This is a genomic window from Intestinimonas sp. MSJ-38 (assembly GCF_018917925.1).
Classification (GTDB): Bacteria; Bacillota; Clostridia; order Oscillospirales; family Butyricicoccaceae; genus Pseudobutyricicoccus.
In genome coordinates this window covers 54,449-64,971 of record NZ_JAHLPO010000003.1, presented here as the reverse complement: position 1 = coordinate 64,971, position 10,523 = coordinate 54,449, and the positions used below count along the sequence as shown (strand labels likewise).

General features: G+C 51.3%; 15 protein-coding genes. 1 reads left to right on the top strand and 14 read right to left on the bottom strand.

All coding sequences use genetic code 11. The features are described 5' to 3' along the window. Positions 1-82: 82 nt before the first annotated feature. The 6 genes from KQI26_RS02930 to KQI26_RS02905 form a co-directional block, all read right to left on the bottom strand. Positions 83-697 carry a TetR/AcrR family transcriptional regulator gene (locus KQI26_RS02930; RefSeq protein WP_216503142.1) on the bottom strand — a complete coding sequence of 205 codons (615 nt, stop codon included), beginning with the start codon at positions 695-697 and terminating at the stop codon, positions 83-85. A 300-nt stretch (positions 698-997) separates the two neighbouring features. After that, entirely contained in the window at positions 998-1,354 is a 357-nt protein-coding gene (locus KQI26_RS02925) for an FMN-binding protein (protein WP_216503141.1), read from the bottom strand. Beyond that, a complete protein-coding gene (locus KQI26_RS02920; RefSeq protein ID WP_154024915.1) occupies positions 1,351-2,169 on the bottom strand; it encodes an ABC transporter ATP-binding protein in 819 nt (272 codons plus the stop codon). The genes KQI26_RS02925 and KQI26_RS02920 overlap by 4 nt, the downstream gene beginning before the upstream one ends. 12 nt (positions 2,170-2,181) lie before the next feature. After that, positions 2,182-3,180: an iron ABC transporter permease gene (locus tag KQI26_RS02915; RefSeq protein ID WP_216503140.1), complete on the bottom strand. Its 999-nt coding sequence runs from the start codon at positions 3,178-3,180 to the stop codon at positions 2,182-2,184. Next, entirely contained in the window at positions 3,177-4,238 is a 1,062-nt protein-coding gene (locus KQI26_RS02910; RefSeq protein WP_253292642.1) for an iron ABC transporter permease, read from the bottom strand. Before KQI26_RS02910 ends, KQI26_RS02915 begins: the two co-directional genes overlap by 4 nt. Next, positions 4,222-5,196: an ABC transporter substrate-binding protein gene (locus KQI26_RS02905; RefSeq protein WP_216503139.1), complete on the bottom strand. Its 975-nt coding sequence runs from the start codon at positions 5,194-5,196 to the stop codon at positions 4,222-4,224. The genes KQI26_RS02910 and KQI26_RS02905 overlap by 17 nt, the downstream gene beginning before the upstream one ends. A gap of 281 nt (positions 5,197-5,477) precedes the next feature. On the opposite strand from KQI26_RS02905, the gene KQI26_RS02900 reads away from it, so the two are divergent. Beyond that, a complete protein-coding gene (locus KQI26_RS02900; protein WP_216503138.1) occupies positions 5,478-5,996 on the top strand; it encodes a ClbS/DfsB family four-helix bundle protein in 519 nt (172 codons plus the stop codon). A 331-nt stretch (positions 5,997-6,327) separates the two neighbouring features. Here the strand turns inward: KQI26_RS02900 and KQI26_RS02895 are convergent, their stop codons facing one another. The 8 genes from KQI26_RS02895 to KQI26_RS02860 all read right to left on the bottom strand — a co-directional run bounded on the left by KQI26_RS02895 (position 6,328) and on the right by KQI26_RS02860 (position 10,438). Further along, the gene (locus KQI26_RS02895) at positions 6,328-7,017 is read right to left on the bottom strand and encodes an AraC family transcriptional regulator (RefSeq protein WP_216503137.1); all 690 of its coding nucleotides are present in this window, start codon (positions 7,015-7,017) and stop codon (positions 6,328-6,330) included. Next, positions 6,930-7,313 (bottom strand): hypothetical protein, encoded by a 384-nt coding sequence (locus KQI26_RS02890; protein WP_216503136.1) that lies wholly within the window; start codon positions 7,311-7,313, stop codon positions 6,930-6,932. The genes KQI26_RS02895 and KQI26_RS02890 overlap by 88 nt, the downstream gene beginning before the upstream one ends. Next, positions 7,294-7,953: a hypothetical protein gene (locus tag KQI26_RS02885; protein ID WP_253292641.1), complete on the bottom strand. Its 660-nt coding sequence runs from the start codon at positions 7,951-7,953 to the stop codon at positions 7,294-7,296. The genes KQI26_RS02890 and KQI26_RS02885 overlap by 20 nt, the downstream gene beginning before the upstream one ends. A 15-nt stretch (positions 7,954-7,968) precedes the next feature. Further along, entirely contained in the window at positions 7,969-8,574 is a 606-nt protein-coding gene (locus KQI26_RS02880) for a class I SAM-dependent methyltransferase (protein WP_216503135.1), read from the bottom strand. A 1-nt stretch (position 8,575) separates the two neighbouring features. After that, positions 8,576-9,190, bottom strand: coding sequence for a class I SAM-dependent methyltransferase (locus KQI26_RS02875; protein ID WP_216503134.1), 615 nt, complete (start codon positions 9,188-9,190; stop codon positions 8,576-8,578). A 69-nt stretch (positions 9,191-9,259) separates the two neighbouring features. Then, positions 9,260-9,418: a nitrous oxide-stimulated promoter family protein gene (locus tag KQI26_RS02870; protein WP_216503133.1), complete on the bottom strand. Its 159-nt coding sequence runs from the start codon at positions 9,416-9,418 to the stop codon at positions 9,260-9,262. 124 nt (positions 9,419-9,542) lie between these two features. Beyond that, entirely contained in the window at positions 9,543-10,052 is a 510-nt protein-coding gene (locus KQI26_RS02865) for a ferritin (RefSeq protein WP_216503132.1), read from the bottom strand. Then, complete coding sequence (locus KQI26_RS02860; protein WP_216503131.1) at positions 10,049-10,438, bottom strand: Fur family transcriptional regulator; 390 nt, start codon at positions 10,436-10,438, stop codon at positions 10,049-10,051. The genes KQI26_RS02865 and KQI26_RS02860 overlap by 4 nt, the downstream gene beginning before the upstream one ends. Positions 10,439-10,523 lie beyond the last annotated feature (85 nt).

The window sequence follows — 10,523 nt, the reverse complement described above, 5'->3', positions numbered from 1 at the left end:
TTCCTTTCTTAAAACATATAGGTTTGTTGGAGGATGCGCCGCACCGGTTAGAGGCAACTAACCGACAGTTATTTTTTAAGGCTCATTCGAGCCTTAAAAGTCCGCTCCAGCCGGAGTGGAAAAAGATAGCCAGTTCATCGACGTATTTCATGGCTTCCTCTCTCGGCATGTCGTGGACGATGGTTTCACACACCGCCGTAAAGTAGGCTCTTGTGATCATGTGATGAAGCTGACGGGTCATGCTCCCGGAGAGCATACCGTTTTTTCTGAGGAGGGCGTAGTATTCTTCGGATCGATCGACCTCCAGCTCTACCAGCACCTCGATGAAATCCGCGTAGCCCGTTCCCTCCGCCCGGCAGAGAATCAGCTTGAATTCGTCGAAATGGTCGTACATGAACGCGACAAACTCATGCAGATGCTGGGTGGAGAGTTCCAGACTGTCTTTTGCTTTTCCCTCCGGGACGAGGTCAAAATAATCGTCCTGTGCCGCCTTGAAGCGGGTGAGCAGCTCGCTTGCTGCCTCGCCCACAAGATCTTCAAACAGAGCGGTCTTATCCGGGTAGTAGCCGTAGAATGCGCCCTTCGTGAAGCCTGCCTCTGCGACGATTTTATTCAGAGATGCGTCCTTGAAGCCTTTCTCCAAGAACTCTCTTTTCCCAATCTCAAGGATCTTCCTTTGGGTTTCCGTTCGTTCCATCTCCTACGCCTCCTGATATACCAACAGTACATACCACTGGTATATTATAACCGCGTAGATTTGGTTTGTCAATGTGAGTGACATATTTTATACTAAACACATATACCCTTGCCTGGAGGATTCGCGATATTCTTTTGCGCATGGAAGGGAGTTCATACAGCCATATATGGAATCTCCAGCGAAATGCCTGCGGCACTTCGCTGGAGAAGCACTTAAAACAGCAGCTATGGCTGATTTTTTGACTTGCCCTTCATCTCACCCATTCTATCACCGCAAAATACCCTTTGCAACGCAAATGGTTCATCGGAGTGCCGCCTGCGCGAGGCAATCTCTGACCGCTTCACGAATGGCATCGCTGGTAAATGTTGCAGATGAAACGGCATCCACATCCCAGGCCTGCGCCTCCACGATTTGGGAAGGGATCTCATCTATTGCGCGGTCTGAGATCTTTACTGTTTCGCTGTGAGATAGGACATGTACAGACAATATGCTGCTCCCGTCAAACTCTACCTCTACGGTAACCGGACCGGAATAACCTTCAGCGGAAGCCGTATAAACGCCCGCCGTGTAGATGTCTCCCGATTTGCCGCATCCGGCGCACAGCAGCAGCGCACCCACCAGCACGGAGAACAGCACTGATTGCACCCCTTTTTTCATGTGTTCGAACCTCCTGTTTTTTTGTTCTGCTCCGTTATCCTGAAGGGAAGGCATACCGGAACGTTTAATACCGGATGTGTAATGACCTCCGCTTCTACATCAAAGATTTCCCGCAACGCCTGCTGGGTAATAACCTCTTGCGGCGTACCTGCGCTGTGCAGTGTCCCGTCTTTGATCGCCACCAAATAGTCGGAAAACATGATGGCATGATTTAAATCATGAAGAACCATTACGATGGTAACACCATTTTCCCGGTTGAGGTGGCGCAGAAGGTACAATATATCCAGTTGGTGCGAGATGTCCAAATAGGTCGTGGGTTCATCCAGAAACAGCAATCCTGTTTTCTGCGCCAACGCCATGGCGATCCATGCCCGCTGTTGTTGACCTCCCGAAAGCCTCTCCATTTCTCTATGTTCAAGGGAACTCATGCCTGTACTGGCAAGAGCCCACTGAATGATCTCCCGATCCTTTTCGCCGAGACCGCTTAGCGCCGACCTGTAAGGAAAACGCCCGTATTCCACAAGGTCGCCGACTGTGATGCCGGCAGGGGCTTGCGCTCCCTGCGGCAGCAGCGCAAGTCTCTGGGCAACACGCTTTGTCGGCATTCTGTGGATCGCTTCGCCATCAAGGTATACTGCGCCGGAATCCGGGGAAATGATCCGGCACAGTGTCTTCAGTATGGTGGATTTTCCAGAGCCGTTGGAGCCTATCAAGGTGGTTATGCTGCCTTCAGGGATTTTTAAGTCAAGCCCCCTGAAGACGGCCTCCCCGTTATATCCGGCAGACAAACCCTTTGCCTGCATATGTGAAAGCATAGACATCCTCCCTTAAAAATACCTGCGGAGCAGGAACAGAAAATACGGAGCCGAAAGCACGGAGATCACGATACCAACCGGGATCTCCCTCGGCTGAAAGGCAGACCGTCCCAGCGTGTCTGCCAAAAGCAACAGCAGCGCCCCCAGCAGCATGGAGGCAGGCATAAGGGCGTGGTGTCTGCCTCCGATCAGCCTTCGTGCCATATGCGGCGCTACCAGTCCCACAAAACCAATCCCTCCGCTGACGGCAACGCAGGCAGAGGTAAGAGCCACCGATGCAATCAGGAGCAGTCTCAACTCCCTCTCTACGGCTATCCCCAGAGAAATGGCAGTATTCTCTCCTAAGAGCAGAATATCCAGTATGTTCGTCTTTGTAAGAAGAAAAGGAACCAGTATGAGCATATAGGGCAACAGGGCAAGAACCTGATGCCAGCTCGTTCCCCAAATATTTCCTGCCAGCCATCTTGCCACGAGCTGATAGCTGCTGTTGTCCATGTTCGCGGCCATGATCAGCATAAAAGAAGAAAATAGGGACGCAAGACCGATGCCGCCCAACAGAAAATATATTGGGAGGAGTTTTCCGTTCCTCTTTGCAAAAAGATACAGCAGTCCCGTTGTGCAAAGCCCGCCCGCTATGGCAAATATCGGCTGGTATGCCATGGTATGTATATGCAGCGCAGGGAAAAATGTCAGGAACAACATAACGGCAAATCCCGCACCTGCGTTTATGCCCAATATCCCCGGATCGGCCAGCGGATTCCCCGTGACAGTCTGCATAACGCATCCGGCAAGTGCCAGACCCATCCCACATAGAACGGCGAGGACGATTCTCGGAACGCGAAACTGCGCTACGACTACGGAGGTTCCCTTCATATGCGGTTGGAATATGCTGTGAACCACAGTCGAGAAGGGAATTCTTGCGTAACCACTGTTAACGGATAAGATAGCCGCAGCCACAATCAGGATAAGAAGAGCGTTGAGGATAAGGAACTGCCTGGTTTTCTTTTTCATAAGACCATGCCCTCCTTCCTGAAAGTAAGCGCAAAAAAGACGGGCACGCCGAGGATGGATACCAGTGCGCCGACAGGCGTATCAAAAGGGGCGTTTATCCTGCGCGCTGCAATATCCGACAGCACCAGCACAACGCCGCCCATGAGCGCAGACACGGGAACCAGCCTGCGGTAATCACCTCCCACAAGAAGTCGGGATATATACGGTACGATAAGACCGATAAATGCGATGCCTCCCACGAGCGATACACTGGCTCCCGCAAGCAGCAACACCACAAGCATACCGAAAAGCCTGACCATGCGGACATTTACGCCCAAGCTGGCGGCGCTATCTTCTCCCAGTGCCAGAGCTGATAGCCGACTCGATAAAAGCAAACCAAGCGCACCGGCTGAGAGAATCACCGGGGATAGCATTTTCAAGCTTTGCCACGTCACACCGGACAAACTGCCTGCGCTCCAGAAAGAAAGGGATTTCACGATTCCAAACGCCAGAGAAACCGCCTGACTCAACGCGGTAAGCAGGGCTGATACAGCAGCGCCTGCCAGAACGAACCGGAAAGATTCGGATCTATGTTTACCGGCGCCGAAACCATAGACCATGAATACCGCAAGAGCGGCTCCGGCAAAGGCGGCGCATGTTTTCACGATGTCTGGTGCGGCGGGAAACAGAATTGCGGACAGTGCACCAAAGAAACCGGCTCCCGCATTGATTCCCAGAAGGCCGGCGTCCGACAGGGGGTTTCTGGTAATTCCCTGCATCACAGCGCCGGAGAGAGCGAAGGCCATTCCTGTCAGCCCGGCAGCCAGCGCCCTGGGCGTACGCATTTCCAACATAATCATTCCAACACCAGAAGCCTTAGCGGGGGACATAACCGTTTCCGCAAAGACCTTGAAGCTACCGCCAGCAATGCCGGTGCAGACGGAGAGAACCATTGAGAATCCAAGCAGCAGCACCAATGCGGCAAGAATAATCAGAAAAGCCGGCGCGGAGCGTTTGTATCTCCCTTGTCTCTGCGATATTCCTGCAACCGCGCCTGTTTCCTTACTCAACATCCCCATGATTCAGAATCGCGTTCGCGAGTTTTTCCAAATAGAGTTCCTTTCCCATCGCCGTAAAAGCCATATTATACTGATCCTCATTGATACCAAAGTAAACGTTGCCGGCTTTGACAGCTTTCATATTCTTCCACACGGCAAGGTTCCCCGTGTCTCCAGCTTTGCCGTCGTCGCTAAAGAAGAAGATGTGATCTGCATCGATCAGGGAAAAGTATTCCGCATCGACCACTTCACCCCAGACATTCTCCGGTACACCGGCTGATGGTGTGAGTTTCAGCTCATCGTAGACAAGCTCACCCGGCCCGCCGCTGCGATAGATGTAATAGGAACCAAAATGAACGGAATTGGCCTCCAATACAGCAAAGGTTTCGTCCCCAATCATATCCCTGATTCTCGCCGCAAGCTCCGCAGCTTTGGCGTCGTAGTCGGCAAGCCATTTTTCTACGGCTGCTTCTTTATCAAACCACTGCCCCAGTTGCTGAAATCTTCCACGCCAGTTAACATAGCTTATGTCATCGTCGATCATGACCGTGGGAGCAATAGCTGCGAGTTGTTCATAAACCTTCTCATGGCGAATATTCATAATGATCAGATCGGGCTTTAACTCCGCAATCTTTTCGAGGTTCAGGTCTCCGGTAGAAGAAGACCCGGAGTAATTGCCGACAACCTCAATACCTTTTTCGGCAAAAAGCGTTGTCAGATGTTTGGGAACAGACACCCCATCGAACATGCTGGTATTAGCCGAGGCGATAACCTTCATATCCAGAATAAGAAGTTCCTCTGTCAAGCCAGCTACATCAACGATGCGCTGTGGATTTGCCGGGATGGCAACCTCGCCCTTCATATCCGTTACCGTGACGGTATCCGAGACCGATCCCTGCGGCGTGGTATCCGTTCCAGCACAGGCTGCAAGAGCAAACACAAGCACAAGGCACAACATGAGCATTGCGGATTTTTTCATTCTGACGACCTCCTGAGTAATAAATCTTTAGTTAGAGTAAGCTAACCAACGGGCGCGCATAGCGAAATAACAGAACAGCTGAGTCTTTTAACCGTGTGGGGTCAACCTTTTCTAACCGCCTACCATTATACAGTTGGCGAAAAGAAAAATCCCCCCGAAAACGCCATGTCTTTCCCCTAAAGCGCCATGATGCTCAGTGCAATAATAGAATAATTCATAAAGCTATGCTATAATCAAAATGGTCACTCAATGGACAAGCTGGAATTTATGGAGGTGTTTTTTTGCGAGTATACAAAAGTAAAGAAGAACTCAAAGCTGAAATCAATAAAACATTTGATAAATATATTTCGGAGTTTGATTGCATACCAGAAGCCTTAAAAGATAAAAGGGTTGATGAGGTTGACCGGACCCCAGCAGAAAACCTTGCCTATCAGGTGGGTTGGACAACATTGGTTCTTAAATGGGAGGAAGATGAAAGGAAGGGGCTTCAAGTAAAGACGCCGTCGGACGAATTCAAATGGAACCAACTTGGCGAGCTGTATCAGTGGTTCACGGATACCTACGCTCATTTGTCTCTTCAAGAGTTGAAAGCCGAACTGAACGAAAATGTCAAGTCTATCTGCGCAATGATTGATTCGCTCAGTGCGGATGAATTATTTAAGCCGCATATGAGAAAATGGGCTGATGATGCTACAAAAGCAGCTGTATGGGAAGTTTACAGGTTCATTCACGTTAATACTGTTGCTCCTTTCGGAACTTTTAGAACTAAGATCAGAAAATGGAAAAAGGCGGCGCTGTAACTTCCGGTTCATCAAGCCAATATGCCCTTAAAACACGAGCGGCGGGACAGCCTTTATCTGTCCCGCCGCTCTGCTTTTTCAGCGGTCAAAGTTTTACTTATGCGTAGGCTCGTTTACAGCCCCGCGCGAATGGTTAATTCCGCCCAGCACTAACATCAATGTGTATGCCGCTGCTGAGCAACTCACATTTCAAATGATATAGTTTCCACTGGGCAAGATCTTCCTCGAAATGTGCTGCCTACTATTCTGGTTTTTCAAGGGAAGATGCAATCTTTGTAATTTCCATCCAAGTAACCACAAGAGAATACACCTGTGTCTTTGCTCTTATGTTTCAGAATGGTAAGCTCCGCTTATATTCACTCGGAGTGCATCCAAACTTTTTTCGGAAGGCGTCGCTGAAATGGCTGATGTTGCTGTACCCCACCAACCCTGCTATGTCTTTCACCTGAGCATCGGGCACAGACAACAGTTCGCAGGCGTGCTCCATGCGGCGATTTAACATATATTGATATATGGTGATTCCATAGTGCTTTCGAAATATCTCACGAAGTTTGGATTCACACATAAAGTGCTGTTTGGAGAGCTCCGCGATGGTCACGGGTTCCAGAAATCCCTCATCTATCTGTCGCCTGACCCGAAGTAACGTCTCGCTATCCGCCCAGCTCAACGACCCCTTCACAGCAACAGAATTCTGATCCATCATCTCGTTCGCAAAGGCTGCAACAAGTTCCAGTATCTTTCCTTCTTGATACAATGACTTTGCACAATCATTGTAGTTACACTGCAATATCTGGCGTATTGTGGCTTCTATGGTAGCAGTGATTCTATGTTTTGGTGGAGTTTTACCCCCGCTAAAGGCGGTGCAAGCCTTTTTCTTCTGCAAACCATCCATCACAGAGCGAAACCGACAGGGATGCAGGTTCAGCCCGACACCTATATATCTCTGTCCTGCCTCATAGATATTTTCCGCATCAAACAGACCGCTGCCGTATACGCAGCAATCTCCCTTTTCCAACAACATTTTTTGTTTCTGCCCGAAGCCTTCCACTCCAATGCGTCGGAAAGAGAGAAAATGACGGAAAAAGAATCCTTATACACTTGCTCCCGCAATACTGTGTCCCTGTAAAACATTACATCGCAGATATACATCTCGATATTGGGGCACGGTGAAATATAGCGGAAATATCCTTCTCCAATGTCGCTTGGCAAAGCAACCTGATTGTCTTTCATAATACCGCAAAGCTGCTGCATTGCGGGGGAGAAAAAGTCGCTGCGATCCGTTTGCCCATGAAGAAAATCATATTGTGCTTCTTGCATACCAGGCCACCTCCTCCGACACATGATTAGACACTTTTATGCAAATTGGTCCATTCCGCCTTTCCAGTTCCAGTTCTGCACACTGGTTAGCCTGCTCTAACCAGTGGATGAAATAAAAGGCAGACTGCCTGTACGCAGTTTGCCTCAAATCCGATGCCGGACATGATGTGAATTCATAATAGATGGGCTTATCTTTATCATAAGGCGCAATTATCATCTCGTAATCGTGCCATTTGTCGCAGCCGCATTTCGACCGCACGAACGCCCGGTACATCAGCTTCCTCCAGAACGGCTTGTTGCAGTCCACGAACCGCAGCCTGCGGAAGATAGGCAGGATCAGGTTTTCCTCCATCTCCTCGATCTCGCAGAAGGATGTGACGGCTTTGCAGACTGCATAGTAGCTCATAATGGCGATACAGTCATAGGTGCCGCCTACACCGTTGTGAAAGTTCTTTTTTCCTCCGAGATCCGTGCGCCAGTCGGAGAGAAAGTCCGCATACTGTCGCTGTACCTGCTCCCAAACCGTCTCCCGCTTCGCTTCCGGGTAGTGCAGGGCGATCTTCGCCCGTATCTCCTTCTTGCAGGGCCTGGAATACAGCACGTGGCAGCTGCGGTCGAATAGGAGCTTCTTGTCCTTCATCTGTCTGCTTCTCCCTCATTTCTGCGCTGTGATGCAGAGCCAGCCTTTCTTTTTGTGTATCTGCACCTCGTGAAAGCCCGCCTGCTCCAGATACGCCTTCAGCTCGGCGTCCTTATAGATGGTCATGCCTCCGATGATCTCCGTCCACTTCTTGTCCTTGTCCGTATCGCCGTTGCTTTCGTTGCAGATGAGTAATGTCCCGCCGGGCTTCAGCACCCGGTAAACCTCCCGGAAGCACTGCGGCAGATCGGGCCAGAAATAGACGGTCTCAAAGGCCGTGACCGCATCAAACCAGTCATCTGCGAAGATCATATCCGCCACGCTGCCTTGCAGAACGGCGCAGCGTCCCTCCACGATGGCAGTCTCATTGACCCTTTTGGATTTCTCCACGCTGACGGGCGAATAGTCGATGCCCTTGACGACACCCTGTGGGCATTTTTTCAGCAGCCGTCGGATGTTCGCCCCGCCGCCGCAGCCGCAGTCCAACACCCTGGCGTCCGGCACGACATTCAGAAACCGAAGCCCCCACCGTGCCACGGGACTGTGACCCAGATTCATCATGGCGACCATAATTTTTCCGCCAAAGCCCACGGGCTTGCGGGTATTTTCAAAGAATGACATCTTATCCCTCCGATTTCACACATTCGGCATAGGTCAATGGGAACGAGGCTTTCAGCACAGCGCTTTTCCGCACCGTCCAGCCATTCTGCCGCAGGAAGCGCAGGTATTCCTCACTTGTCCACCTGCTGTGGAGAGGAAATCCTGCCAGCTTCATGAAAAATGCCCTGACCTTGCCGGTAAACGAGTTTCCTGCGTGGGTAAAGGTGGGCGCGACGAACACACCATCGTCCTTCAGTACCCGGCGAATCTCGGCAAGGGCTTTCTCCGGCTGCGGCACGATATGCAGTGCGTTGGACACGATCACCACATCGAAGGACTCCTCCGCGTAGGGCAGGCGAAACATATCCTGCACGGAAAAATGCAGCTTCGCCGAGCGGTTATCCCGCTTGGCTTCGACAATCATCTCCGCAGAGGCGTCCGTCGCCTCGATGTGAGCCGCCGCGTTCACGATGCTTTTTGCGATCAGCCCCGTGCCGGTCGCCAGCTCCAGCACCGTTTTGGCTTTCACGACTGGCCGGAGCAGCGCATAGATCTTCTCATACGCCGCCCGATCTTTTCGCATAAAGCGGTCGTAACGACCGGCATTTCTGTCCCAAAAATTCTTATGTTCTTTCATAGCCGTTGCCCTTATCTCTTCTTTGTTTATTTGCCGCCTTGCGCCTCTCGGAAAGGATTCAAAGTGCCGCTAAATTTTCCCGTGCAGGCATCTGTCCCTCCGCTCTCTGGCGTATTCCAGCAGTGCATTGCACGCCGGGCAAAGCGCCTCGCCCCTTGTCCCATGCACGCCCCAACAATACCGGCGCACCATGAGGGTAACGGTTTCGATCTCCTTTTCCTTGTTCAAGTTCTGAAGTCCTTTCTGTTTTATACACAGTTAGTCTCCTCTAACCGTCTAGTGGAAGAAAAGGCAGACCACCTGTATGCAGTCTGCCTTTTGCCTGATGCAAAGGCCCGCAGACGCGCGGGGCTTACAGCACCAGCGAGGGCGCGATGTAGACCCGTGCCTTCAGCTCGCTGTTGAGCATATACAGCCCCTTGCTGTCACCGCCGAACAGCTCCATCTTGGTGATAAGGTCGGCGGCGTTCTTTTCCTCCTCGCCCTGTTCCTTAATGAACCAGTCCAGCATCTGCATGGCGCGGAAGTCCCTGACCTCGTACGCGGCGGCGTAGATGGCGTCGATGCTGGCGGTGACCAGCTTCTCATGCTCCAGCGCTTTCTTCAGCGGTGTCATGTGGTCGCCTCGTTCCCACTCCGGCTTTGCGATGGCCTCAAAGGTGACGCCCTCGCCGTTATTCTGCAAATACTGATAGAACAACATGGCGTGATCCCGCTCCTCCTGCGCCTGTACCCGGTACCAGTTCTCAAAGCCGTCCAGTCCGACGGCGGCGTAGTAATTGGCAAAATCCAGATACAGATAGGCGGAGTAGAATTCCTTGTTGATCTGCTCGTTGAGCAGCTTCGATATGTTAGCGTTCATCGGGTGCCTCCTTCAGCGTTGTTTTCTTCCTGTTCCCTGCAATCGGGACAGATATACCTGATTTTAAGATCATACGAGAGGATATCGCGCCCCAGCGCGTGCTCGATCCGGCTTTGCATATCCGGCAGGCAAACATCCTCGATTTTTCCGCACCGGCTGCATATCAGATGATCATGCCGTTCCGTTCGGTCGTACCGGTCCGGCGAACCAGACTCCGCGATGCGGAGCAAAAGCCCCTCCTCCGCCAAACCATTCAGGTGCTTATATACCGTACCCAGAGCGATACTGGGATGCTCCTTTTTCATCTCCATGAACACCTGCTCCGCCGTGGGGTGCCGCTGAAGCTCCGTGACGGCGGCCAATATCTCCTCTGCGTATTTCGGCATACTGCCAACCTCCTCAATACAAGAATAAGTCTTATTCTTTTGCCTTTATTATACCTATATTTTTTTCTCTGTCAACAACCACAAA

Excerpts from the sequence above, each read along its gene's own strand:
- KQI26_RS02930 (WP_216503142.1), bottom strand. The coding sequence starts at position 697 with ATGGAACGAACGGAAACCCAAAGGAAGATCCTTGAGATTGGGAAAAGA.
- KQI26_RS02925 (WP_216503141.1), bottom strand. The coding sequence starts at position 1,354 with ATGAAAAAAGGGGTGCAATCAGTGCTGTTCTCCGTGCTGGTGGGTGCG.
- KQI26_RS02920 (WP_154024915.1), bottom strand. The coding sequence starts at position 2,169 with ATGCTTTCACATATGCAGGCAAAGGGTTTGTCTGCCGGATATAACGGG.
- KQI26_RS02915 (WP_216503140.1), bottom strand. The coding sequence starts at position 3,180 with ATGAAAAAGAAAACCAGGCAGTTCCTTATCCTCAACGCTCTTCTTATC.
- KQI26_RS02910 (WP_253292642.1), bottom strand. The coding sequence starts at position 4,238 with ATGGGGATGTTGAGTAAGGAAACAGGCGCGGTTGCAGGAATATCGCAG.
- KQI26_RS02905 (WP_216503139.1), bottom strand. The coding sequence starts at position 5,196 with ATGAAAAAATCCGCAATGCTCATGTTGTGCCTTGTGCTTGTGTTTGCT.
- KQI26_RS02895 (WP_216503137.1), bottom strand. The coding sequence starts at position 7,017 with ATGTTGTTGGAAAAGGGAGATTGCTGCGTATACGGCAGCGGTCTGTTT.
- KQI26_RS02890 (WP_216503136.1), bottom strand. The coding sequence starts at position 7,313 with ATGCAAGAAGCACAATATGATTTTCTTCATGGGCAAACGGATCGCAGC.
- KQI26_RS02885 (WP_253292641.1), bottom strand. The coding sequence starts at position 7,953 with ATGAAGGACAAGAAGCTCCTATTCGACCGCAGCTGCCACGTGCTGTAT.
- KQI26_RS02880 (WP_216503135.1), bottom strand. The coding sequence starts at position 8,574 with ATGTCATTCTTTGAAAATACCCGCAAGCCCGTGGGCTTTGGCGGAAAA.
- KQI26_RS02875 (WP_216503134.1), bottom strand. The coding sequence starts at position 9,190 with ATGAAAGAACATAAGAATTTTTGGGACAGAAATGCCGGTCGTTACGAC.
- KQI26_RS02865 (WP_216503132.1), bottom strand. The coding sequence starts at position 10,052 with ATGAACGCTAACATATCGAAGCTGCTCAACGAGCAGATCAACAAGGAA.
- KQI26_RS02860 (WP_216503131.1), bottom strand. The coding sequence starts at position 10,438 with ATGCCGAAATACGCAGAGGAGATATTGGCCGCCGTCACGGAGCTTCAG.